The 24,384-nt window shown below is 56.2% G+C and carries 18 protein-coding genes; 9 read left to right on the forward strand and 9 right to left on the reverse strand.

Annotation, left to right across the window (positions count from 1 at the left end; all coding sequences use genetic code 11):
* Positions 1-159: 159 nt before the first annotated feature.
* The 3 genes from Pla52nx_RS25795 to Pla52nx_RS25805 are packed head-to-tail and all read right to left on the reverse strand — an operon-like array spanning position 160 to position 4,041.
* The gene (locus tag Pla52nx_RS25795; protein ID WP_146518791.1) at positions 160-768 is read right to left on the reverse strand and encodes a hypothetical protein; all 609 of its coding nucleotides are present in this window, start codon (positions 766-768) and stop codon (positions 160-162) included.
* Positions 768-2,651: an adenylate/guanylate cyclase domain-containing protein gene (locus Pla52nx_RS25800; RefSeq protein WP_146518792.1), complete on the reverse strand. Its 1,884-nt coding sequence runs from the start codon at positions 2,649-2,651 to the stop codon at positions 768-770. The genes Pla52nx_RS25795 and Pla52nx_RS25800 overlap by 1 nt, the downstream gene beginning before the upstream one ends.
* Positions 2,652-2,664: 13 nt before the next feature.
* The gene (locus Pla52nx_RS25805; protein WP_231741767.1) at positions 2,665-4,041 is read right to left on the reverse strand and encodes a PQQ-binding-like beta-propeller repeat protein; all 1,377 of its coding nucleotides are present in this window, start codon (positions 4,039-4,041) and stop codon (positions 2,665-2,667) included.
* A 385-nt stretch (positions 4,042-4,426) separates the two neighbouring features.
* On the opposite strand from Pla52nx_RS25805, the gene Pla52nx_RS25810 reads away from it, so the two are divergent.
* From Pla52nx_RS25810 to Pla52nx_RS25845, 8 genes are all read left to right on the forward strand, one after another.
* Positions 4,427-5,047 carry a LuxR C-terminal-related transcriptional regulator gene (locus tag Pla52nx_RS25810; RefSeq protein WP_146518794.1) on the forward strand — a complete coding sequence of 207 codons (621 nt, stop codon included), beginning with the start codon at positions 4,427-4,429 and terminating at the stop codon, positions 5,045-5,047.
* 567 nt (positions 5,048-5,614) lie between these two features.
* A complete protein-coding gene (locus tag Pla52nx_RS25815; RefSeq protein ID WP_261344235.1) occupies positions 5,615-5,743 on the forward strand; it encodes a hypothetical protein in 129 nt (42 codons plus the stop codon).
* Between the two features lie 93 nt (positions 5,744-5,836).
* A complete protein-coding gene (locus Pla52nx_RS25820; RefSeq protein WP_197454346.1) occupies positions 5,837-6,487 on the forward strand; it encodes a response regulator transcription factor in 651 nt (216 codons plus the stop codon).
* Between the two features lie 171 nt (positions 6,488-6,658).
* Positions 6,659-12,616 (forward strand): ATP-binding protein, encoded by a 5,958-nt coding sequence (locus tag Pla52nx_RS25825; RefSeq protein ID WP_146518796.1) that lies wholly within the window; start codon positions 6,659-6,661, stop codon positions 12,614-12,616.
* Positions 12,617-12,667: 51 nt separating this feature from the next.
* Complete coding sequence (locus tag Pla52nx_RS25830) at positions 12,668-14,317, forward strand: sulfatase family protein (protein ID WP_146518797.1); 1,650 nt, start codon at positions 12,668-12,670, stop codon at positions 14,315-14,317.
* A 1-nt stretch (position 14,318) separates the two neighbouring features.
* The gene (locus Pla52nx_RS25835; protein ID WP_146518798.1) at positions 14,319-15,404 is read left to right on the forward strand and encodes a hypothetical protein; all 1,086 of its coding nucleotides are present in this window, start codon (positions 14,319-14,321) and stop codon (positions 15,402-15,404) included.
* A 1,089-nt stretch (positions 15,405-16,493) separates the two neighbouring features.
* On the forward strand, positions 16,494-17,732 hold the full coding sequence (locus tag Pla52nx_RS25840) for an HD-GYP domain-containing protein (protein ID WP_146518799.1): 1,239 nt from the start codon (positions 16,494-16,496) through the stop codon (positions 17,730-17,732).
* Between the two features lie 85 nt (positions 17,733-17,817).
* Positions 17,818-18,882 carry a sugar phosphate isomerase/epimerase family protein gene (locus Pla52nx_RS25845; protein WP_146518800.1) on the forward strand — a complete coding sequence of 355 codons (1,065 nt, stop codon included), beginning with the start codon at positions 17,818-17,820 and terminating at the stop codon, positions 18,880-18,882.
* Positions 18,883-18,964: 82 nt separating this feature from the next.
* Here the strand turns inward: Pla52nx_RS25845 and Pla52nx_RS25850 are convergent, their stop codons facing one another.
* From Pla52nx_RS25850 to Pla52nx_RS25875, 6 genes are all read right to left on the reverse strand, one after another.
* Positions 18,965-19,786 (reverse strand): phytanoyl-CoA dioxygenase family protein, encoded by an 822-nt coding sequence (locus Pla52nx_RS25850; RefSeq protein WP_146518801.1) that lies wholly within the window; start codon positions 19,784-19,786, stop codon positions 18,965-18,967.
* 104 nt (positions 19,787-19,890) lie between these two features.
* Complete coding sequence (locus tag Pla52nx_RS25855; RefSeq protein ID WP_146518802.1) at positions 19,891-20,595, reverse strand: GntR family transcriptional regulator; 705 nt, start codon at positions 20,593-20,595, stop codon at positions 19,891-19,893.
* Between the two features lie 531 nt (positions 20,596-21,126).
* The gene (locus Pla52nx_RS25860; protein ID WP_197454348.1) at positions 21,127-21,978 is read right to left on the reverse strand and encodes a peptidase C39; all 852 of its coding nucleotides are present in this window, start codon (positions 21,976-21,978) and stop codon (positions 21,127-21,129) included.
* Positions 21,979-22,030: 52 nt separating this feature from the next.
* Complete coding sequence (locus Pla52nx_RS25865; protein ID WP_231741768.1) at positions 22,031-22,723, reverse strand: CAP domain-containing protein; 693 nt, start codon at positions 22,721-22,723, stop codon at positions 22,031-22,033.
* 153 nt (positions 22,724-22,876) lie between these two features.
* Positions 22,877-23,152, reverse strand: a complete 276-nt coding sequence (locus Pla52nx_RS25870) for a hypothetical protein (protein ID WP_146518804.1) — start codon at positions 23,150-23,152, stop codon at positions 22,877-22,879.
* 416 nt (positions 23,153-23,568) lie between these two features.
* Complete coding sequence (locus Pla52nx_RS25875) at positions 23,569-24,081, reverse strand: hypothetical protein (RefSeq protein WP_146518805.1); 513 nt, start codon at positions 24,079-24,081, stop codon at positions 23,569-23,571.
* Positions 24,082-24,143: 62 nt separating this feature from the next.
* Here Pla52nx_RS25875 and Pla52nx_RS25880 point away from each other — a divergent pair, with 62 nt between their 5' ends.
* Positions 24,144-24,314 (forward strand): hypothetical protein, encoded by a 171-nt coding sequence (locus Pla52nx_RS25880; RefSeq protein WP_231741770.1) that lies wholly within the window; start codon positions 24,144-24,146, stop codon positions 24,312-24,314.
* Positions 24,315-24,384 lie beyond the last annotated feature (70 nt).

Consider the following 24,384-nt stretch of genomic DNA (forward strand, 5'->3'; position numbering starts at 1 on the left):
ACGCCACTGGGTTGCGCTACTGGGTTACTCGATGGATGCAGTCACGCATCCACAGCTGGAAACATAGCGAATCCTGGTTAACTTTGCAGGTCCCGTTGGGTTTGCCAGCGATTCTCGGTCAGATGACTTCACATTTTGGCAAAAATCGCCACGGAAGCTTCATCGAAGAGCTTTGAACCCGTTGCACAGGTCAGCCAGGGGGCCTTCTTTCCAGTCCCGGCAGGCAGCCGGTCGTCCCACACAGACCTGCAGCAGGAAGTTGCCTTGGGGCATTTCGATGCGTCCGTACAGGACCCGTTGCCGATACGGAAATCGCCACGCTGAAGCTTTTGATGGCAAATCCGACGACGTTTTCTGCTCTCTCTCATTTTCCTCCATGTCAACCATCCAGTGCACGGTGACATCGGTGTACTGGATTTCTTGCCAGGCCGCAGGAGAAACCAATTCGTTCTGTCCGATCGGTTTCAATCGGGCCAAGCAACCGCTGGCCGGATGTATCACGACCAACCCCAAATCAGGTTCCCCTGTCACCTGCAGCACCGTCCATCCACCTGCCGGTGTGAATTGCAGTCCGCCGCCGTCAAGAGGAACACTCTCGTCATCAATGCGAGCGATGTTTCGGATCGGCTCGTGGTTTCGTTGCGTCAGCATGTCTGATTCTTGGGACTGAATCTGCAGTCGCCCAACGAACCCGATCCCCAACAGGATGATGGCAACCATTGCTCCGACAGGGCTGAACGTCAATTTCTGTGGTTGATCGGCTGACATCACTTTGGCAATTCGATCACGCCGTCCCAGGTCGCGGGCGGCACGCGATTGTGTCCCAGCATGGTTGCGATCAAGACATCCTTGGGGCGATCCCACGGTGGCAACTGATGCAAGTGAACCATGGCACTTTCCCAGTCGCCCACAACCATGGCATCCAACCCACTTTCGTAATCCGCAATGTTTTGGTCCGTCAGCACCTGCTCGCTTTGACTGGGGGACGACAACAGTTCGCTGATCTCCAGGACGGACGCAAAACCGGCCGGACGCACCCGGGCCAATCGCCGCAGTCGGGGACGCACAATGTTCTCACCCGAAAAACTCAATCCCAGCGCAGCGATGGCGGTGTCGTCGTTGAGTTGATCATGTAGCGATTGCGCAAAGACTTCGTCGACGATGATCGCCGCACCAAACGCTTTGGTCATCCCCTCCAACCGGCTGGCCAAATTGACCACCGGCCCGAACGCGGTGACCTTGACTTGATCCACCGTGCCGATTCGTCCGGCGACGGCTGCTCCCGAGGCGAGGCCGATGCCGCATCGAAATCCGTCGGCACCTTGCGCGGCGTACTCTTCCCGTATCCGTGTCGCCGCGATCATCGCTCGCAACACGGCATCGGACTGCTCCAGAGGCCAGCCCCAAAATCCCATCGCGGCATCTCCGTGAAAGTCACCGATGACGCCGTCCATGCCCAGGATGTGACGCGTCATGACTCCCAGGGCGTCGCTGACGTTCTCCAAGAGTTTCAGCAACTGCCCCGAGTCACGCTCGCTACGTCGGGAAAAACCTCGCAAGTCACAGAACATTACCGACAGATTGGCTTCACGCGGCCGCAAGGCTTCGTCACTATCTCCGCGTGCCAACGCGTCCATGACAACGGGCGCAAAGAAATGACGCATCGCCGACTGCCTACGTTCCAGACGCCTGCTCTGTCTCAAATTCGCGATCGTTGTTCCCACCAGTTCGGCGAACTTGACGTCGTCCTCCATCTGTTGCGGTGCGGCTTGAATTGACTGCTCCAGATTCTGTCCCGGTTGCGTCGCCAGTTGGCCGGTGACGTACAGCGCCCAGCCTGGACATGCTTCCGTCCGTAGCGGAACACAAAAGGCCCAATCCACGTCTTCGCTTGCAGTGAAACCGTCTGGGGCACCTTTCCCCGAAGCCCAAATGTTCAAAACACTCTCTCGTTTCTTGATCGCATCACGAACGAGCTTGCCACTCACGGGTGTCGACTGATTGGTGACCACTCGACTGTCGTAGTGCAGAACCTCGATCGCCCCTCCCGGTTCTCTGACCGGTTGCCCGCCCGTGGAGTGACCCGACCGCTGCCCCCCCCATGAACCCGCCTCTGGGCAACATACGATCGCGACCGCGGACGCCGCCGGTGTGGCTTGCAGCAACACGCTCGTCACTCGAACCAACAGTTCTTGATCGCTGCCGCTGCTGGTGATCAGATCGGGCAGTCGGCTCAGCATGTCGATTCGAGTCGACGCGTCGCGAAAATGCCGACGTTGCAACGCCGCGTGATCAAACGCGTGCTCGGTCATCTCGCCGACGTGCCGCATTTCGCTGGCACCGGGTCGATTGGCCAAGGTGAACGTGGTTTGGCCGATGACAAAGTGGTCTCCGGGCACAAGCGTGAATCGCCGCGTGGCGCTGCCGCCATGAAACACCGGATTGCGAGCCGTGGGCAAGCAAACGACTTCTAGACGATCGGACGGCTGCGGAATAATCCGTATGTGCTGACGGGAGATTTGTGAATCCCATGGGACCTCCCAATCCGCGCCAGAACGACCGATCACCACCGGCACGCGCGACGTCGGCGACGGAATCTCGCGACGCCAGCGATCTTGAGGGGACGGTCCTTGGGCAATCAAATCAGGCATGCTCTCAATCTACCTAATCAGCGGACTTTGCGGAAACGCAGTACAGCATTGACTTGCTTCGCAAAATCATCTCATTGCCAACAACGGCGGGTGAGGCCATGAATCCATCACCGAGCTTGCCCTCGCCGAGCACCTTGTACTCGACTCCAGGGGCGATCGACAAAATGTCTCCTTCTCGACTGAAGAAATAAATTCTGTGATCGGCAAGGATCGGCGAAGCGGCATATTCCCCGTTGAGTCGCTCCTGCCAATGGATTTCGCCCGTCTTGGCGTCGCGGCACGTGGCCACACCGTCGTCGCTGATCATGTACAGCAAACCATCGACGACCATGGGCGACGATTTCTTGGCGACACTTTTCTTTGAGTCCCAGACGATGCCGGTCTCTGTTACGTCTCCATGGCCACCGCTTTGCACCGCAACCATTGAGCCCATGCCGTTGGTCAAAAAGATCAAACCGTCGGAGTAGATGGGGCGCGCCGAAGCGTTCATTCCGCCATGGTAAACTTTCCAAAGCTCTTCGCCGGTCTTCGGATCGTAGGCGATGGTCGCCACTGCACTGGGATAAACCAATTGCTCCACCCCGTCCACGCGGATGACGTGCCCGGTACAGTACGCTTTCATCAGGTCACCGTTGTCAGTGCCATAATCAATGTCGCGGTCCCGACGCCAAACGGTCGCTCCCGTCGCGGCATCCAACGCCACAACGTATTGCTGGTCAAACCCGTCATAGGCAATGTACAGCTTGCCGTCATACAGAATCGGCGAGGACGCTGGTCCACGATGGTGGTCACACGACAAATCGAGTCGTTGCCAAACCATCGACGCATCGGACTTGTTCAGGCAAGCCGTCAGGTAAGAACCGAAATGCACGAAGACATGCTCCGCTGTGACGACCGGTGTAGGTGACGCGTAACTGTTCATCGGGTGACAGAACGCAGGTTCCGCGTTCTGTTTGACCACCACATCGTGCAGAATCTTGCCGCTGTCACGCGCCACACAGATCACTGACATCGTCTTGCCATCGGGCGTTGCCGTCGTCAGCCAGATTTCATTGCCCCACACCACCGGAGACGACCAACCCTTGCCGTGGATCGGTGTCTGCCAGCGAACCGTCGATTCGTCAATCACGGCAGGCAACTTTGCCTCGCCGGCGATGCCATTGCCGTGCGGTCCGCGAAACGTGGGCCACTGCTGAGCGGTCGTCCGATCCGTGTCTTCGGCAACCAACGTCATGGGCGACACCGTTGCCGATGCCACCATCGAACAAAACATCAAACGGACCAGCATCAAACGGGCCAGCTTCAAACGGGCCAGCTTCAATTGGGGCGGCAACAAATGGGGCAGAAACAATCGGAGCAGAGCTTGGACGGTCGTGACAGGATTCTTCACAGCAGGTACTCGATGCCGATGCAAGGTTTGAAATGGGGGGAGGTGAGACCATCATGATAGCTCCGCTGGATGCCTGCAGCACGTAGCGTTGCTGCTACCGGAAACGCTCGCCACGGAGGGGCGTTCGGTCCACTTGAAAGTTTTTTTGAAAAAACCACCTATTGGTCTGGATTTTTTGTTCACTAATTTTCTAGTTTTCCTTTTGTCTTGGAAATGGCGGTCCGAGAAGCAACGCTCGGCTCCAAGTCGAGCGATTCGACGGAGCAGTGGGGCAAACTGCTCGATGAACTGCTCGATGAACTTTGAGCATAACGTAAGCTCACAGGCCGCGCATTAGGCCAGGCAACTTCACTAACGACACTCTACAAACTTTGGGGCAAGAAGTTTGATTCAGTCTACTTTCGACGGTTTTCCGTCCGTGGTCGCTGCGCGGCCCATCGCAGTCGTTCTCAAAAGCGATCGACTCAGCTTGGCGACACTGCCAGATGCACTTCCCTTTCAACTCGTGGAAGTCGACACGTGGGAGGAAGCCATCGATCGACTCAGTCGTTTTCGTGCCGGTTGTTGTCTGGTTGATTTTGACACCCATCGTGACGACGTGATCGGCGAGATCGCACGGATCTCGTCATCAGGCATTCGCCTCTCTATCGTTGCATGCTGCACCAACATGTCACCTGCGGATATCCGGCAAGCCATCCGAGCAGGCTGCTTTGAACTCACGGGGTTTCCGTTGGACCACGAAGCGCTCTCGCTATCCGTCCAACGTGCCATCGAACATGACACCAACGGTATCGACTCGCCGTGCGAGGTACGCAGCCGACTCTCAACGCTCACCCCGCGTGAACGCGAGATCATGAACATGTTTCTGGAAGGCGCGAACACAAAAGGGATCGCGAAGCGACTTTCGGTGACGAAGCAAACCATCGACAAGCATCGCAAGAGCGCATGTGAAAAGATGCAAGCTCCCAATTTCATCCGTGTCGCTTGCCAGCTCTATCGCGCGTAACCACAATGCCGTTCCTTGGTTGCGTATCCCAATCAGCCGAATGGCGATAGCTCGGTTTAATCTCTAGCCGCAACGCGATAGCGTCACTATTCATCAGCCGCAACGCGATAGCGTCCGGTTCCCGAGTATAGACGTGAGAACCGGACGCTATCGCGTGCCCGCTGATATGGGCAGACTTTCTTTCGCACCTTGTCCCATGGTCGTGTAACCAAACGCTGGGTGGTGTCATACGCCCTGAGCCGCTGGCCGTCAGACCACGGGTTTTGCATTTTGCAGTGGATACTCGATGCGTGCAAGACCCGGCTTACGCGTCGCGGCTCACGGCGTTTAATAGCGTCACCCGCTTGGGTACGCATCCTGAGATCATTACCCCTCTGGCATCGCTAGACCTTTGCGTCAAAACCATGTCGTAGCAATGCGACGCGTGCAAACGTCTGCTGCTGATTCTTGCCGGTGTGATTACACGTGCGTTCACGCACATCCAACACCGCGCACTCTGATCGCTTGTTGCATGACGTTCGTGCAACATCAACCGCACGCCATCTCGCGAACTGACGGTAAACCCTCATGCGATTTGCAATGCAATCGATCGTGGTTGTCTTTGACGCGGGTGTCGATGTCACCTGCGCAAATATCACCTGTGTGCATGACACCCGCGTAAAGTACGCAGTCGAGATTGGTGAGGGAGAACGCTAAGAGTGCCGATTCAATTCAATGTCGCGACACGGACATTTGACCATGTCGCAGTACTCTCAATTCGATCCGTCCATTGTACACCTGGGGCCTCTCATGTCGATTCAATCAAAGTTCATCAGTGTGATCAGCAGCAACGATTACTGGGTTGCGAAGGTAAACCAAGCAGCCGCATCGCTTGACATGATCGTGCAGTCGTTCCCAAGCGTGACGGCTTATCTGTCCAGCGTTACCGATCAACGCAACTGTGTCTGTGTGTTCCTGGACTATGATGCGAACATCCAAGACTGGCAGACATTCGAGTTTGCTTTGTCCCAACGTGAGACTTGCGTTCCTCGTGCATTGGTGGTGAGTGATAATGCAACCATGGCGTCGGCCGAGGCGATCAAGCATCTGGCGAACCTGGTCGCCACACAGTCGATGGAACGTGGTGAAATCGTCGACCTGATCCGTCAGGCCGAACACGTCAAGAAAGTTATTGAGCACCACGCGGATGTGCGTCGATGCCACGAACGACTGGGCAGCCTGAACGAGCGGGAACGCGAAATCGTCGACTTGGTGGTCGACGGCGCACCCAACAAACAGATTGCGACGAAACTGAGTTTGTCCGTCAAAACCATCGAACGCGATCGTCAGTCGGCCTACAAGAAACTGGATGTTCGCAGCACAGCAGAGATGACCCGCGCGGTCATCTTGGGCGATTTGCATGATGTGGTGTTCGATACGCCGCAGACTGCAAAACAATAGTTGCCCCGATGTCGCATAACCCTCGCATACGGTAGACGCGGCAGACAATGTTGAACCTAGGCTTTCACTGGCCAAACCTAGATCGTGTCAGGCGACACGACGGCTCACTTGATCACGGACTTCGCTTCGGGGCGGGACTGGGATTTCAAAGCGAACCATCAGTGAATTCCAATGTTCAAAATCGGCGTCAGAAACTCAGCTTCGTCACAGCCGATCTTCTACGACGGCCTCGTTGATCGTTCTGGTATCCCCGTCGCATGGAGCGAGGCACGGACCGCAGAAGACTCCTCGGGCAATCGGCTACTGAGCGATCGATATCGAATCATTCGTGAACTGCAGGATGTCCCCTCTGTCAATTGCTGGCTGACGCTCGATGAAACGACGAACACACGCTGTGTCGTTCGCGACCTGCCTCAAAATCTGTTTTTCCAGGGACTAAAAGCGCGGTTGGAGAACGAGGCCGGTCTGCTGGCGGAGGTCGATTGCGCATCTTACTGCGCGATGCAGCAGTTTGAACTTCGCGACCAAAAACTACGCTTGGTCTATCCGTGGATCGAAGGCCAATCGCTGCAACGGATCGTCGACAGACAACCGCCAACCGCCCATCAAGCGATGTCGTGGATCTGCGACTTGTTGACCGCGCTTTGCAAGATTCACGAATTGGGAGTCGTGCATCGAGACGTCCGTCCCTCCCATGTCGTGATCCGCCAAGGTGGCTCCGCCGTCCTGGCGGGATACGGCCCCGTTTGGCGAGCCGCGTTGATGTCCGGAGATAGCCACAGGGGGCGTGAAATTGCTTCCTTTGCTTCGCCCGAACTCGCCGGAATCATCAAACAAGATATCGGCCCCACGTCCGATCTTTATTCCATCGGTTTGCTGCTGTATCACATGCTGACGCAACGGATGCCGTTCTCTGGCGACACCGTCAGTGAAATCCTGTTTCAGCAATCAACGATCGGACTCTCCGTCGCCAATGTCCCCGTACAAGCTCCTCCGTATCTCATTTCGTTCCTCGAACATCTGACCCGCAAGGAACCCAGGGAACGCTATCAGTCGGCCGAATCTGCATTGCGTGATGCGGAAAGCATCCGTGACGCCATCGAAAGGGGTGATCTGGAATGCCCGCTCGCTTTGGGACATCGCGACTCCAGGTCGGTCATCATCGACCCCGCCTTCATCAGCCGCGAATCCGATGTCGACACCATTCATTCCTGCCTCGGTGATGCCCTCTCGGGTGGATGGCAGCGTATCGCCATCAGCGGTGTGCCCGGTATCGGCAAAAGTCGCCTGATCGAGGAGTCCGTGCAACGCGCCACGCGAATGGGGTTTCAAGTACTCATCGGCGAAGCATCAGGATCCGAAGTCGAGGAGCCCGCAGGCATCTGGCTCAGGATGGTCAATCAGCTTGCGGATCTGCTTTCCTCTGAGCGGGAATTGCGTAGGCGGGTTGCTCAGGTCATGGCGGATCACCGTGACGAATTGTTGACCGCGATGCCCCGGCTGGCCAACGCACTGGACTGGACGGAATCATCGGACAAACCCCGTTCTCGCTCGGCAACGGTTGCCTGCGATCACGAACTGGAAGGCCCCTATGAACTCGGACAGTGCCGAATCGTCACCGCGTTCGCAACTCTGATGACTCATTTGGGGGCGATCGACCATCCCGTGTTGATGGTGCTGGACGACTGTGAACTGCTGGACGAAATGTCACGCAGGATTCTGTCTCAGGTCCTGAACGCTGATGCGACTCACCAAACGCTGATTTTTGGATTCCGCGACGATGTTGAATCGGCTCAGCCCTATCTTGCGATGCTCGATTCGTGCACTCACTTGGCTCTCAAGCCGATGAATGATGAAGGCATCTCGCAGCTCTGCGAGTCCATGGCCGGTCATCTACCGGCCAGCGCGATCAAAGTCGTACGCGACTACGCCAAAGGAAACCCCTTCATGGCAGCCACCGTGCTGCGTGGCATGATCGACTCCGAGGTCCTTCACCCCGAAAAGGACTGCTGGAGCATCGACTCGGAAAAACTCCGCGAATTTCAAGTCGCCGAATCTGCAGGCGATGTTTTCGAGGGACAGTTCAGCCAACTGCCCGCGTCCTCGCGTGATTTTCTCGTCGCGGCCGCAGTTGTCGGCAATCAGTTCTCAATGGAATCGGTCGTCGCCCTGACTGAAATGGATTCCTTCGAAACCCATCGACACCTTGCGATCGCCCGCGAGCATCGACTGATATGGAGCAAACCTGATGGCGGGTTCGCGTTCGTCCAAGACAACGTCCGCCAGACGATTCTTCATAGCGTCACCGAAGATCACTTGCGAGAACTTCATCGACGCTTTGCCAGGCATCTGCAAGCCACCCAGCCGACCAAGTGCTTTGAACTGGCTCACCATTTTGACGCCGCCGGGATGCATCGGGAAGCATTGCCACACGCGGTCAACGCGGCGATCCATGCTCGCCAACGTTACTCCCTCGACGGAGCGACGCGATATCTGCAGATCGCGATCCGCGCGTTTCCACATGCTCAGTCCGTGACGCGACACTTCGTCGAAATGATGATGAGCGAAGTCTTGTTGCTGCAGGGCGAATTTGATCAGGCCGAGCGGTGGCTTGATTGGTCCGCCGCCAGCGCCATCAGCGAATCTGACAAGGCAGCGGTCGCCATGCGTCGAGGCGAATTGAGTTTCAAACGCGGAAAAAAAGGACAGGCAATCGCCTATTTCGAAACCGCTCTGAGACAACTTGGCCAACCGGTCAGCAATAGCCGAACCGCCTTGTTGAAGAACCTCATTTGTGAAATCTCGATTCAGATGATCCACACGTTCCTGCCGTCACGCATCTCGCGACGGGAGCGAGAGCCGGATCCCACTGAAAAGCTGTGCCTGCACTTGTACAGCAAACTCGCTCATACCTATTGGTACACTCGCGATCGGTTTCACACGCTTTGGGCTCACCTGCGAGGGCTCAATCAAGCGGAGCGATTCACCGAATCCACCGAACTGGCTCAAGCCTACTCCGAACACGCTCCGGTGATGAACCTGATGGGCATGCACCAACGGGGGCTTCGCTATGCACAACTGGCTCTGGACATGCGGCACGACCGCAACGACGTTTGGGGACAAGGACAAACGCTGAATTTCCTCAGCATGCTGCTGTACTCGTCATCACAGTTCGAAAAATGTATCGAGCAGTCGCGTCAGAGTGTCGAAATCCTGACCCGCACCGGCGACCGCTGGGACATCTATGTCGCCCGATACCAACTCGCAGCAGCTTGTCTCCGGCAAGGTAGGTTGCGTGATGCATTGGACGAAGCACGGGCGGCTTATCGATTCGCGATCCAGAACGGTGACGATCACGCAACCGGAAAGCTCATCGACATCTGGGCCCAAGCATCGCTCGGGAAACTGCCCGCCGACGTGCTGAACACAGAGTTGAGCCGGGATGTCTATGACCCTCAACGGCTCTGTCAAATCAAGTTGGCAGAAGGAGTCAATGCCTTCTATCAAAATGACATGGACCACGCTGTCGACGCGTTGCGTGATTCCGTTGCGATCGCCCAGCGAGCCTCCCTGGTCAACGCGTACACAGCTCCGGCATCCATCTGGTTGGTCACGGCAATGCGTCGGCGGTATGAACTGTCGACGCCGATCAGTTTGCGCAAACGAAACCGCAGCCTGCGCGAGATAGAGGCCGCAGCCAAGCGAGCACTGAAGATCGCGAGGCGTTTCACAAATGACCTGCCTCATGCGCTACGTGAATGTGCCGCAGTCGCCGGAATGCGTGGTCAATTCCATAAGTCAAAACGATGTTTTCGGGAAAGCCTGAACGTCGCAACACAGCAAGACGCGGATTGGGAACACGCGCAGACCGTGCTGATGTTTCAGCAATACGCACAAGAACTGGGATGGACCGTCGACCAACGAGTGCTCAGGCACGCCGAGCAAACAAACAACCGGGTGCGGCTGTCCGTCGGTTGTGACGATGACGATGGCTCGCTCTCGCTCGTTGATCGCTTTGACTCGCTGCTGGATGCCGGACGACAAATCGCCACCAGCCTGTCGCCCGACGACATTCGCAACCAAGTCCTGCTTGCAGCGACCAAGATCTTTCGTGGCGATCGCGTGCTGATCGTTGAACAATCCGTCGACGGCGGACGGTCCGTCACCACGCCGATCGATGCCCCCTTTGACGCAGCAATCGTCTCTCGCGCGGAACGTACCGGCGGAACCGTTATCACCGATCGTGAAAATGTTTCTTCCAACGAATCGCACTCGCAAGCCTCAACGGCTCGAACCGACAGCTACGGGGCATTTTTGTGTACGCCCATTCGTGCTCACGGTGACATCATCGCTTACCTCTACGTCGCCAACTCTCACATGGCCGGCATGTACGGCGATGACGAAATTCGAATCGCCAACTACCTGGCCTCCGCCGCCGGCGGGGCAATGGAAAAGGCTGATGGCTTCGCGCAGTTGGAACGACTCAATCAAACGTTGGAAGTCAAGGTTCAAGATCGAACCGCTGCCCTGGTCAGGCATTCCAAAGAACTGCAGGAAACGGCGGACCGATTGCAAGCCGCTCAACAGGATCTGAACGCGGCCAAAGAAGCAGCGGAAGCCGCCAACGACGCAAAAAGCGAATTTCTGGCGCGGATGAGCCACGAAATTCGAACCCCCATCACCGCAGTCCTCGGATACACCGAACTCATGCTACGCGGAATCGACTCCGATCCTGACAAGCGGCGACACGACTTGCAAACCATTCACGCCAACGGCACTCACTTGCTGCACATCGTCAATGACATCTTGGACCTGTCCAAGATCGAAGCCAAGTGCATCGACGTTGAGCAACTGCCATGCTCCCCGGCAAAGATCGTCGGTGAAGTCGTCGAGTCGATGTCGGCCAAAGCATCGGAAAAACAAATCGAGTTGCGACTGGCTTTCGACTCAAACATTCCCGAAACCATCTCCTCCGACCCGACACGTCTGCGACAAATCCTGATCAACTTGATCGGAAACGCAATCAAGTTCACCCATCGCGGCAGCGTCCTGGTCTCCGTCAGCGGCTCATCGACGACGATCAAAGTCGTGATCCAAGACACCGGCATCGGGATGACTCCGTCGCAGATGGAACGAGTGTTTGACCCGTTCACTCAAGCCGACACCTCGACCACACGTCGATACGGCGGAACAGGCCTTGGACTGTCGATCAGTAAACAACTTGCCACCTCCCTCGGCGGCGACTTGACGGTCTCCAGTCAGATGGGCGTGGGCAGCTCGTTCACATTGACCGTCGCGACGAACACCAACAAATCGGTTCGAATGCTGAGCAAGGACTCGGCAGCCGAAGTCGCCGGTGGGGAATCGGACGCTGCGTGGGTTCGAGTCGATTTGACCGGCATCCACGTCTTGGTGGTTGACGATGCGCCGACCAACCGCGATCTGATCACGCGTCTGCTGTCCGTCGCGGGTGCCAAAGTCCAATCGACCGAGGATGGCCAACAGGCGATCGAGGTCCTGAAAGAAAGGGACAGCCGCATCGATGTCATCTTGATGGACATGCAGATGCCCGTGTTGGACGGGTATACCGCAACACGATGCTTGCGAGACTCCGGATTGAATACACCCATCATCGCAATGACGGCCAACACCATGCTCGGCGACGACGCTAAATGCAAAGCCGCCGGTTGCAGCGACTACCTGTCCAAACCACTCGACCTGGACCTGCTGACACGTCGAGTCCGCGATTGGGCCAAGGGCAGACACTGCATCCCCATCAACCCCGTGCCTCACGAATCCACTGACGAGTCGTCGCTCGCCGACGAAACTCTCCCCTCGAATTGGTTGCGGAAATATGCCGTCGATTTCGCCAGCAAAGTCCTGGCCGAGTTGCCCCAATTGCAGCAGATGTGTCGCACCGGGGATTTTTCGGCTGTCGCCAAACGGGCTCACTGGATGAAGGGGTCCGGTGGAACCGTGGGACTGAAAAACATCACCGTCCTGGCAAAGGCTTGCGAGGAATCCGCCAAACGCTCCAGTGAAACAGACACTCTCGACGCACTCGATCGAATCGACCAGTACATCGACAAATTGCTCAATGAGCACACGGTGAACATGCATTGTGGTTAAACTGGTCGACTCCCACCGACCGACCCACACTCTGATGTACCGAGCTTCCCGATGTATCGGCAAATCGTTGCTTGCTTTGTTGGATTCCCCTTGCTGCTGAGCGTGTTGCTATTAAGTGTGCCATCCCCAAAGATCGCACAAGCCCAATCTGCTGTAGATCAAGCCTCTGCCTCCCAAGCTTCTGCGTCCCAAGCTTCTGCTGCTCAGCGTCCCAACATTCTCCTCGCCATCGCAGACGACTGGTCCTACGGCCACGCCACCGCCTACGGATGTCAATGGGTTCAGACGCCAAGCTTTGATTCGATCGCCCGCGAAGGCTTGCTGTTCCAAAACGCATTCACGCCCAACGCCAAGTGCGCCCCCTCGCGGGCAACGATTTTGACCGGCCGCTATTCCTGGCAACTGGAACAAGCCGGCAACCACATGTGCGTCTTTCCACCCAAGTTCGGCGGCTATGTGGAACGTCTGACAGCCGATGGTTATTTCGCCGGCTACACGGGCAAAGGCTGGGGGCCAGGCATCGCCAACGACGTCGATGGCAAAGCTCGCCAGATCACCGGCAAACAATACTCCAAGCTCAAGTCCAAACCGCCGACGAAACAAATCTCCGGCATCGACTACGCAGCCAACTTTGCCGAGTTCCTCGGCGATGTGCCCAAGGATACGCCCTGGGTGTTTTGGTACGGCGCCACGGAACCCCACCGCGGCTACGAGTATGGCAGTGGCGTTCGAGCGGGTAAAACGCTTGACTCGATCGAACGGGTACCGGGCTACTGGCCTGACAACGAAACCGTCCGCAACGACATGCTGGACTATGCCGTGGAAGTCGAACATTATGACAACCACCTCGGACGCATTCTCAATCACTTGCGTGAATCCGGACAACTCAACAACACGCTGATCGTCGCCACGTCGGACCACGGGATGCCATTTCCTCGTGCGAAAGGTCAAGCGTACGAGCATTCCAACCACGTTCCGCTGGCCATCCGCTGGTCAGCAGGAATCCAGGATCCCGGTCACGAAGTCGACGCGGTGGTGAACTTCACCGATCTGGCACCCACGTTTTTGCAAGCCGCGGGTATCAACAATGCCGGTCCGATCATGCAACCGATCAGCGGAAAAAGCCTCTTTGATCTTTTCGAGAACCAAGACGACGCCGCTGCCTCACGCGATCACGTTCTGGTCGGCAAAGAACGCCATGACATCGGGCGTCCTGAATCGGGCGGCTATCCCATCCGCGGAATTCGCAAAGGCGGCTTGTTGTACCTACGCAATTTTCAGCCCGATCGCTGGCCCGCAGGCAACCCCGAAACGGGATACCTCAACTGCGACGGTGGAGCGACGAAAACAGAAATCCTGAACATGCGACGCAACGGTCAAGCACAAACGTTTTGGCGATTATGCTTCGGCCAACGCCCCGCAGAAGAACTCTATGACATCGAAAACGATCCCGACTGCACCAACAATCTGATCGGTTCGGCCCAACATGCCGAGGCCGTTGCCAAGCTGAAACAACAGATGACAACGGAATTGTCCCAGCAAGGTGACCCACGGATGTTCGGCAAGGGCGATGTCTTTGATCGCTATCCCTACTCCAGTTCCGCAACCGACAACTTTTACGAACGCTATATGGCGGGCGAAAAAGTCAACGCGGGCTGGGTCAACAAGTCTGATTTCGAAACCGAACCGGTGAAACCCTGAGATGAATTCGACACCAACACAAACACTCTTGTCCCTCGTCGTCGTTCTCGGTGCACTGACATCAGTGACATCAATGACGTCATGGGCCGATGACGACAAGACCGACCGGGTTCGCTTCGTCGTGGGTGACTATCTCACCAGCGAGAACGGCAACTGGGATTTCACCAGCAGTCCTTTGCAAGAACCCTTCGGCATCGATTTCGACGACTCCGATGCGATGTACATCGTCGAATTGACCAGTGGAGCTTTGCACAAACGATCCGCCGATGGCAACCTGCAAACCTTGCGTGATAAACATGAGCAAGCCTATGTGGGCGACGGCGGGCCTGTCGACAAAGCATCCTTCAACGGACCGCACAACTGCGTGGTCTCGGCAAACGGGCAACTGTTGATTGCAGACAGTTGGAATCACTGTGTCCGTTCGATGGATCTGAAAACACGAAAAGTTCAAACCATCGTGGGAGTCCCCCGAGCAGGTTTCTCCGGCGACGGTGGGCGTGCAACGGACGCCCAGTTTGATTTCATCATGTGCATCGCCCTGTCGCCCGATCGCCAACGTCTGCACATCGCCGATCTTAAAAATCGGCGGATTCGTGACGTCGACTTATCTACCGGCAACGTCACTACGATTGCCGGCAACGGAAAAAAGGACGTGCCCATCGACGGAGCAGTCGCAACGGAGAGCCCGTTGGTCGATCCACGCGCGGTCTGTTCCGATACCTTGGGAAACGTCTATGTGCTGGAGCGAAACGGCAACGCCTTGCGAGTCGTGCGTCCTGACGGAACGATTCACACGGTCGCCGGCAACGGCAAGAAAGGGTATGTCGATGGCGAGGCCCTGCAGGCTCAATTCGGGGAACCGAAACACCTTTGCTGTGACCCCGAAGGCAACGTCTACATCGCCGATGATCGCAACGGAGCAATCCGCAAATACAGCCCGTCATCAGGACAAGTCACCACGATACTGGGGCAAGGCAATGGCGATCCTCGCATCACACTGCTCCGCCCCCACGGCGTCCGCTGGCACAACAGTCAGCTCTACATCGTCGACACTGGGCATAACCGCATCCTCAGTCTCCCCCAGTAAACTCAGACTCCTCGCGCCGCGAGACTCCATCTTCGTTGAACGCCAAGCCGCAGGCGCAATCTCGTTTAACGCCAAGCCGCAGGCGTCAACGAATCCGCGCCTCACAACCAACCAACCAACCAACGCGGATCGCAACGTTGGAGCTGACATTCAAGAAGAGAGCCCTTTGTTATCCTGACCTCCCAGCTTGCGACGATTTCACGCGTTGCCCCAAGAGATGGAAGCAGTTTCTTGATTTCGAATCCATACAGACCACCAGCGGCGACAGAAGATCTGGAATCGCGATCAGCACCAGATACCGTACTCCCGATTGACCTCCTCCGGCGAACGCAACTCGTCGTCGGAGCATTTGGCCTGTACCAATTATTATGGCCAATTGCAGTTTTACCTTTGACCGATTCACTTCGAATCGACCCTGTGCCATTTTTCATCGCCGCAAATGGATTCACAATGGAAAGGCGGTCGTTCCGTACATTCCCGTGGACGGCGCTGATGTGCGCGATCTATGTTTTCGCCTTCCCGGCAAGCTTGATACTGTTTGATCCGACCGATATGCGAAACTGGATCCCAACACGGTCGTCACCGGTATTGGCAATGCAACTGTTGTCTACGATTGGTGCATTGTTCTCGATCGTGTTCATCACAAGGTGCCATCGCTACCATCGTTCAATGAAACAGAGCAGGCACTAGCGATCCGGTCCAACCGGGCGGCGAATTTGGCCGTCAGAACTTAAAAATCCTCCGCCACCGTCGCCTGATGGGTAACGTACGCCGAGAGCGATACATCGATAGACCATATGAACCAGCCCCAGCGTCATCCAGTCGTAGAGACGATCCCTGACGATCTACTCGATTTGTGGAAGAAGGGTCCGCTGATGCTGGCACCACGAGCTAGCCTGCCAATTGTCGAACTTTGCGGCCGGATGCTGACCGTTCGATATCGCTGGTCATTGAAGGATCCACTCGTACATTCCGCACATCCGTCACTGGGGACCTCGGTCACACGTGGCAACCGACCGTGAAATCGCTCGAACAGCGCAAGTGAGGACCCATGATTGCGCCAGCGTTCCTTCCTGCCCGCCTCAGAACATGCCCACATCGTCTCCCCATTCGATTCCGCCAGTCGCCGGTCAAACGGCGTCCCCTCTCGTTGCGCAACCAGCGGTTGTTCCACCGGAGCTGAAGCAGCCACCGCGTACAACAGCAACGGGGCAACAGAGCGTTCCCCGCGGAAAGATCATGATCGTGGACGACGAGATTGCGAATGTTCTGGTCGCAAAGAAACTGTTGACACAAGCGGGATACACTGATTTTGAAACGACCACCGATTCGACGCTCGCAGTCGGAATGGTGCACCATTGCATGCCGGATGTCCTGCTGTTGGACATCAACATGCCCCATGTCGACGGCATTTCGATCCTCAAACAAGTTCGCCAGGTCGAGAGATTTCGACACCTGCCGGTACTGATCTTGACCGCCAATGGCGATTCGGAAGTCAAACTAAAGTGTCTGGAACTGGGGGCGACGGACTTTTTGGTCAAGCCGGTCGATCCGGTGGAGTTGGCCCCTCGTGTTCGCAACGCCTTGCTCAGCAAAATCCACCAGGATCAGTTGGCACACCACGCCGCAAAACTAGAGGAAACCGTTCGGCAGCGGACACGTGAGCTGGAGCTTTCTCGCCGCCAAGTGATCTACTGCCTCGCCCGCGCCGCAGAGCTTCGTGACAACGACACGGGCAACCACGTCATTCGCGTCGGACGATACGCGGGCATCATCGCTGCAAGTCTCGGTTTGCCAAAACGATTCGTCGCCGACATCGAACTGGCGGCACAGTTGCACGACGTCGGCAAGATCGCTGTGCCCGACGCCGTCTTGCTGAAACCCGGGAAGCTTGAACCGGAAGAATTCGAGATCATCCAAACGCACGTCAAGCACGGCCGGCAAATCATCAATCCATTCATGGGACATGACGCACGGGCGATGCGTAGCCATGTCGAGTCGGGTGCCGAAATGCTGCGTGACGGCAGCTCCCTGATGCGTTTGGCTGCGACGATCGCTCAAACTCACCACGAAAAATTTGACGGATCTGGGTATCCGATCGGACTTGCCGGAGAAGACATCCCGTTGGAAGGACGCATCACAGCGGTGGCCGATGTTTTTGATGCACTTTCGTCCGAACGCCCCTACAAGAAAGCGCTCGCTCGCGAAAAATGCTTTGAAATTCTTGAAGAGGGACGCGGAACCCACTTTGATCCCAAAATTCTCGATGCGTTCTTTGCAAGCGCAGCCGAAATTGTGCGAGTCCAAGTCGAGTACATGGACTGCTGATCGCCCACACGGGCCTTCTGATCAGCGATAATGCTCCCGACCAGCCATCCTCTCCGGCCGGCGATTCACCCCAGGAGCCCACGTCATGAATACCAACGAACCCAAACGCTGCCTGCCGTTGGGACAGAACCGTTCCGTCAGTCGTCGCGATGCGTTGATCGCGGGACTCTCCGCGTCTGGCGTCGCCGCTGCATCACTGATCACCACGCAGTCCAGCTCGGCACAGGACAACGCAGACACACCAGGGCACAGCAAAGGCGACGATCGCAAGTCATCGCCCAAACGCTTTGCGGCACGGAAATCGATCAACCTGTGGGCGTTTCCTTATCCTGAACGCATGACACTACGCGAGTGCCTGCAGTTGGCCAAAGACGCCGGATTCGACGGCATCGAACTGAACTATGACTTGGACAATGATCTGTCGCCCAAAGCAAACGGCAAGGAGCTCGCCGCGATCCGTCACATGGCCGACGAGATCGGCATCGAAATCAGCGGCCTGTGCTCATTTCTATTTTGGCCCTATCCCCTGTCGAGCCTCGACCCGGCCAAACGCGGACGCGGAATCGAATTGGCAGGCATGATGGCGGACGCCGCCGCAACCATGGGCGTTGAGAACTTGCTCGTCGTCCCAGGTGCAGTCCATATTCCCTGGCGAGACGACCACCAACCAGTGCCCAACGACGTCTGTGAAAAACTCGCACGCGAAGCCGTGGGCAAGTTGGTCGCCGGCGCGGAGAAGAAGAAGGTTTCCTTGAATATGGAGAATATCTTTTTCAACGGATTCTTGATGACGCCGATGGAAATGAATGACTTCGTCGATGGATTCAGCAGCGAAAACGTGCAAGTGCACTTTGACACCGGCAACATCTCGATGTTTCAACACGCTGAGCACTGGGTGCCGATTCTTGGCAAAAGAACCAAAAACATCCACTTCAAGGAGTTCACCAAAAAGGGCACCGACTACTCTCTGGAAACCTTTCGACCGCTGCTGGACGGAACCACCAATTGGCCGGAGGTGATGACGCAACTCGATGCGATCGGCTACGAGGGCTATGTCACCTTCGAGTACTTTCATCCCTATCCGCATTACCCCGAAGCCTTGATTTACCAGACTTCCGATTCGCTCGATCGAATCCTAGGCCGCGTCTGAGCTTGTGTACGTCAGCCTTTCCAGGCTGACACGCCCCAAACTCAAACCGGCACTAAAAACCCCCCGGTTACCTGCACAGCACTCACTCGGGTCGAGGCTGATTGCTCCAATGGCCACTGGGGTCAGTGCCCCGCACGTGCACTCCTTTTTGGCTCCAGCCAAGATCCGCTCGGACGTCGGCACTGCAATACCTGAGCGTCAAACCGCATCGTCGTCGGTTCGACTCGTTGGCTTCGCTACCGTGCAGTAACAAGTCGCTGTGAATCGAAAACTCCCCAGCCGCCAACGGATCGTAAACTAACGTACCGTACTGTTCCGGATTGTCGATGGTCTGATTCAACACGTTGTGTTCGGTCGAATCACTGGGGCGGTAAGTCATGTGTCCCGACGTGTGTGAACCAGCGATGAACTTCATGCAAGCGTTCTCCCGATCCGCGTCGTCGATCGCGAGCCAGACCGTAACCGCTTTGGATGGAGAAAGCGGCCAATAGCTGGCGTCCTGGTGCCACGCCACTGCTTTGCCGTCGCCGGGCATCTTACAGAAGAAATGCGACCCCCAGCCGATCACGTTCTCACCCAATAAATCTGCGACGCGATCGACGATCCGTGAGTCATGCAAGATGTCGTAGACACGACCATGTTTCAGGTGCGCCGAACTGATCGAATAACTGTCGCCTCCCGCCGCGGTGACTTTGGCCAACAGGTCGTCAAAGTATTCACGTGTTTGCTGCACTTCTGTTTCGCTGAAAACCGAAAACGGTGCCAAGTAGCCATCACGATTGAATCGCTCGATTTGGTCGGAGGCCAGTACCTTGGGCGATGGATTCTCCGTCGGGTGAAAGCTCAAGTCTCTCTGCAACGAGGCCAATTCGTCTTCGGTAGGAATCATGCTAAATTCTTTCATCGGTTTCTCTCGGTTTGGTCGTGGTATTTAAGAATAGCCCAACATTCAAAGACACAGATCGCAATGGGATTCGCCAGAATTCCCCGCAGCTCATCCTTCATCCTTCATCCGCCTTGCTCAACAACGCGACTCCAATATCGCGACGACGCAGCGATGTGACGCGACAGGTGCCTGACTGCGGCTTTGGAATCCTTGCGACGTAGCGATTGCACGATGAGCAGGTGTTCGGCTGCCTCCTCGGCCAGCCGATCACTGTCGTTTCGCGAACTGGCATCGTTCCAGGAAGCGTCGCGAAAGGATCGGAACAGATGCCCAAGTCGCTCCAATTCACGGATTAAAAATGCATTGGCACAGTTCTGTCGGATCGCGTCATGCAGTTGCGTGTCCAACGTTCGTGCCTTGTTGATGCCGCGTTGTCCTTTGATGGGTGATTGTGACAACCTTTCAAATTCGGCTTCCAAATGCCGCAACTGAGACGGTGGAATGCGCCCACATGCACCTCGAATCGCTTCGCACTCCAACGCACGTCGGACGCGACTGATGTCACGTATTTCCCGGCGAGTGAATTGGTGAATGACCGCACCTCGGTTGGGCAGCAAGTCCACCACGCCGAGCCCGGCCAAGACAGCAAGAGCTTCACGCACCGGAGTCGCGCTGACGTTCAGCTCGTTCACCAAATCCTGGGTGACCAAACGATCTCCGCCGGCCAAGTCGCCAGAAATCACTCGCGCAATCACCGCCTGAACGACGTGATCACGACGATCCCCATGAAGGGGCGAACGGGTACTGGCTGAACTGGGCAAGGGCAAACCTGAATGGGATCTATCGAATGTCCGTCAGATTCTATAGAATCTGACCAGGCCAGCAAGAGGGATTCTGCGATGAACGCGCAAATCCGCAATCCCGGCTTGCTGGGCTCAGAATCGGTAGGTCATGCTGTGCATGACGCAATACGGTACGCTCACCTTTACGTCCGGTGGATTGTTTTCGGAGAAGACTCTCGGTGACGTCCAGGGTGCCCGAGTTGCGTTGAACGCAATGCGTCATGCATAGCATGACCTACGGCCTTTGAGTTTGAGCTAGAGAAGTTCGATAGAGATCGCTTCACCTCGATCCCGATAGCTGCTTAGACAGATTGACATGGGGTCACACTAGACTCACCGCATGGTGGTCGCACTAGTGCATCGTCCAGTCTTAGAACGTGGGTTCGGTAGATGAGCCGTTTTGGCGTTAGCCACGGTTTTCGTGACACAACCGTGGCTAACGCCAAAACGGCTAACCCCAAAATCAAGACCGGACGATGCACTAGGCTGAGTTCTACTGAGTCAAACATAGACATTTCACTTAATCCTCAAGCCGACTCCGTGCCACAGTACTTCCATATCTTTCTCAGTCCATTCCTCTAAGCCTACTGATGGGTCACCGATCAGGACACCTCCATTCGGCCCTCGACCTAGTGCGACAACGGAATGTCCCATGCCAGGGATCCAGCCCCATTGTTCCACGTAAGTACGATCCTCCTCACCATACGCCAACTCGACCGCGAGCAAGACGGGCCAATCATCGGAAGAGAGCAAATCAGGGATCGAACCATCAAGTAGCTCAACGTCGTGGCCGTTGCGATTCGCAATCAGCTTCACGCCGCGGTACAGACCCAGCGTCGGCGTTCCGCTGGAGTCGGTCAAGCAGAGCGGGATCATTTCCGACTCGCTGACGTCGATTTCCTCCGCACGAAACAATGTAGCTGCGGCGGCTGGACTACACGTTGCCCAAGACGTCTGCATTGCGACGCCGTCTTTCCATTGGTCGCCTCCTGTCGGAGGTGGCCGAACAGCCATCGACAGCAGCGGCCAAAGGATCGCGGCGAGGGAGCCGCAAGCCAGGAGGACCGTCATGATGGAACGTCGCCACATGGGCGTCTTCGGTAAACGCCAAGCCCAGCCGGCCGCCAGGGCTGCGAAGACGGCAGCCAAGTTGGTGTAGATGATCGCTGCCGACGATGGCACTATCTTGGCCCAAAACAACTGACCTGATGCGTAAAACAGAAAAAAGACCATTCCGATCACTGCGGTCGCAAGACAAGCGATCGTCCGTTGGCCTTTGTCGGAATAAAGATACCGCCCCGTAAGCAATCCGCTCGCGAGCGAGACAAGAATCATCACGACGATCGCGGTCAGTAGGTCCGTTCCCATTGATCCGCCTTAAGGATAGACCACGATTTGGTGACGACAACAAGCGGGAAGGTCATTGCGGTTCCTTCTGCTGCGAACGACTGAGCTCGTTTGCCGTGATCCTCAATTGCGTCGACTCCGTAAGCCTGATTCCTGAATCGCTTTCTGCTAAGGAAATGGTCGTGGGAAAACAACGCTTTAACGTGACGATCGCCCTCGATGGCAGCTCGACCTCATCTTCACTGTCATTTGACGTGACGATTAGTGTTCGGCTGTCACCAGATTCGTTGGCTATTTTTAACTTGATCGCGGATGCCTTTGGGCGACCGAACAATTGAACCGCGTAGAACGTGACGTCGTCTGATGTCGCAACACCGACGCCCGTTTCCGTCACGTAATCCGCTAACATGTTCTCGCGGTGCGGGGGCGAGTCGATCCAGCCTTCGACAAAGACATCAATCAGGCTTTTGGCAGTCACCTCGCCGGTGTTGGTTCGATACGCAATGTTTTCGCGGACGACGCAATATTTGTAGCCAGATGCCTTGGCTCGTTCAGCCGGAGTGCGACCATCGGCATGGTGCCCGTATCTGTCGGTGTCAGCCATGAACTTGGCAAACTTGGATGCCGCCTCAGACAATTCCGCGTTCTCGCTGACAGGCGATGCATCATTTTCTTTTCGAAAGTCATTAGTTTGTGTGACGATCGCTCGTTCCACCTTAGTGACCATTGACTCAGCCGATGACTGAGCGCTTGCGGGTCCGATCATGGCGAGAACAAATAAGAGCGTTGAAGAAAGCTGCCGCATCATGAATACCCTTGTCGATTTGCTTTTTGGTCTCCGCTGCGTGGTCCGTCACCCTGCTGGCGTCTCGGATTGGGACGTCAACAGGGAACGCGCATCGTTCGCGATCGCAACTGATCATTCGTCCTCGGGAAGTGTGATATCCACGTCCGGCGTCTTGATTTTCTTTTCCTTCATATCGACATCGACGTCGGGCACTTTCATGGTGCTTTCTTCCATCTTTACATCCACTTCGGGAGCATCGACGTCGTATGCGGGCAGTTGCCCAGGTTCACCGCTCACATCGACGTCAACGTCAGGGAGTTCACCTTCACGAGTTTGGTCGACATCACAGCCAACGGCACAAAGAGTAATGGCGACTGCGAGGGAACTGTTCAGGAGTGCTTTCAACATGAGATTACCTAAGGTGTGTTTGGAGAGAGGCGGTGAGCTCCAAATCGGGAGGTTCTATTTACAACCGCCAAAACGTCGAACCGCGGGAGTCAACAGTCGCGAAAATGTCGTCAACGCCCGTGATCAAGCAAGGCTATCAAGCAAGGCTTTGATCAGGCACGATGACACGAGTCGTTGAGCCCGTGCTTCCGTCTCCAGCGTGGGTGCAACCCCCATGCCAAAGGCCTTAACCCGCCCGCATTCACTCGGTTTTGAGGGCATTCACTCCGTTCTTGGGGGAAGGGGAGTGGAAACCGGAAGCTCGCCGAGCACCTTGGATCAATTTCGGGCACCGCGCCAAAACAGAATCACCTCGCAAAAATCACGTCGCCCCGATCTCCAATCGACGATCGTCGATTATTCATGTCGATCATTGATCATTCATGGTCATGTGCGATCGTTCCTCGGAACGACTTTCCGTTGATCGTTAGGACAAGTTTTGGTTCGGCCCCTTCTTCATCCAGATGTACACCGAGTTCCGCGTCAGCCGAAACAAAGCGTGACGACTTGCCTTGCGGATCGTTTTCATCAGGCGATGCGGCCAGCTTGAATTGTTCCGGCTTTCCGTCGTGTTTGACATTGATCGTAATCTCGGTTGATTCGATCGGGATTTGCTCCGTCGCGGCTGCGTTGAGCACGTAGATTGTCACCGAGCCTGTGTCTTCGTCGTGAACGAGTTCGGCGTGGTATTCCTCGTTGCCCAGTTCGATCAATCCGCCGTGATGCGGCCCTTCGGTGGGATGGGCGTGATCGTCATGGGCGTCAACGGTGGCCGGAGGTGGCGACGTTCCCACGCCAGTTCCAGCGTTGGTGCCGCCGTCTTTGCATCCAACAAAGCCGAAGGTGACGGAAACGAGCGCGAGCGTGAAGAGTTTTGTAGAGCGTTTCATTGGTTTTTCCTGAATGGAGCTGGTTGATTTGAGATTTCTAGTGTCCTCGCCCCCGTGGTCGCGTGGTCGTCGATCTTGGATTCGCATCCCAGATTCTGCACGGCCGCGATGTGCTGTTGTGCCTTGGCCGAATCGTCAAAGTGCGTCTCTTTCCACTGGGGCAAGCCGAATGTGATCGACTATTCGGCACAGGCAGCGCTGCCGACAGACGCGAGTGCGACGAAGCACAGTAGTCTTGGAATTTGTTTCAATATCAAACTTTCCTTCATGAGAGATGATCCGTTCCCCTCCTGTCTTAGGTCG

Source organism: Stieleria varia (assembly GCF_038443385.1).
Taxonomy (GTDB): domain Bacteria; phylum Planctomycetota; class Planctomycetia; order Pirellulales; family Pirellulaceae; genus Stieleria; species Stieleria varia.

Coding starts and splice junctions, on each gene's coding strand:
- Pla52nx_RS25795 (WP_146518791.1), bottom strand. CDS start 768: ATGTCAGCCGATCAACCACAGAAATTGACGTTCAGCCCTGTCGGAGCA.
- Pla52nx_RS25800 (WP_146518792.1), bottom strand. CDS start 2,651: ATGCCTGATTTGATTGCCCAAGGACCGTCCCCTCAAGATCGCTGGCGT.
- Pla52nx_RS25815 (WP_261344235.1), top strand. CDS start 5,615: ATGCGATTTGCAATGCAATCGATCGTGGTTGTCTTTGACGCGGGTGTC.
- Pla52nx_RS25820 (WP_197454346.1), top strand. CDS start 5,837: ATGTCGATTCAATCAAAGTTCATCAGTGTGATCAGCAGCAACGATTAC.
- Pla52nx_RS25825 (WP_146518796.1), top strand. CDS start 6,659: ATGTTCAAAATCGGCGTCAGAAACTCAGCTTCGTCACAGCCGATCTTC.
- Pla52nx_RS25830 (WP_146518797.1), top strand. CDS start 12,668: ATGTATCGGCAAATCGTTGCTTGCTTTGTTGGATTCCCCTTGCTGCTG.
- Pla52nx_RS25835 (WP_146518798.1), top strand. CDS start 14,319: ATGAATTCGACACCAACACAAACACTCTTGTCCCTCGTCGTCGTTCTC.
- Pla52nx_RS25840 (WP_146518799.1), top strand. CDS start 16,494: ATGCCCACATCGTCTCCCCATTCGATTCCGCCAGTCGCCGGTCAAACG.
- Pla52nx_RS25845 (WP_146518800.1), top strand. CDS start 17,818: ATGAATACCAACGAACCCAAACGCTGCCTGCCGTTGGGACAGAACCGT.
- Pla52nx_RS25850 (WP_146518801.1), bottom strand. CDS start 19,786: ATGAAAGAATTTAGCATGATTCCTACCGAAGACGAATTGGCCTCGTTG.
- Pla52nx_RS25860 (WP_197454348.1), bottom strand. CDS start 21,978: ATGGGAACGGACCTACTGACCGCGATCGTCGTGATGATTCTTGTCTCG.
- Pla52nx_RS25865 (WP_231741768.1), bottom strand. CDS start 22,723: ATGATCGGACCCGCAAGCGCTCAGTCATCGGCTGAGTCAATGGTCACT.
- Pla52nx_RS25870 (WP_146518804.1), bottom strand. CDS start 23,152: ATGTTGAAAGCACTCCTGAACAGTTCCCTCGCAGTCGCCATTACTCTT.
- Pla52nx_RS25875 (WP_146518805.1), bottom strand. CDS start 24,081: ATGAAACGCTCTACAAAACTCTTCACGCTCGCGCTCGTTTCCGTCACC.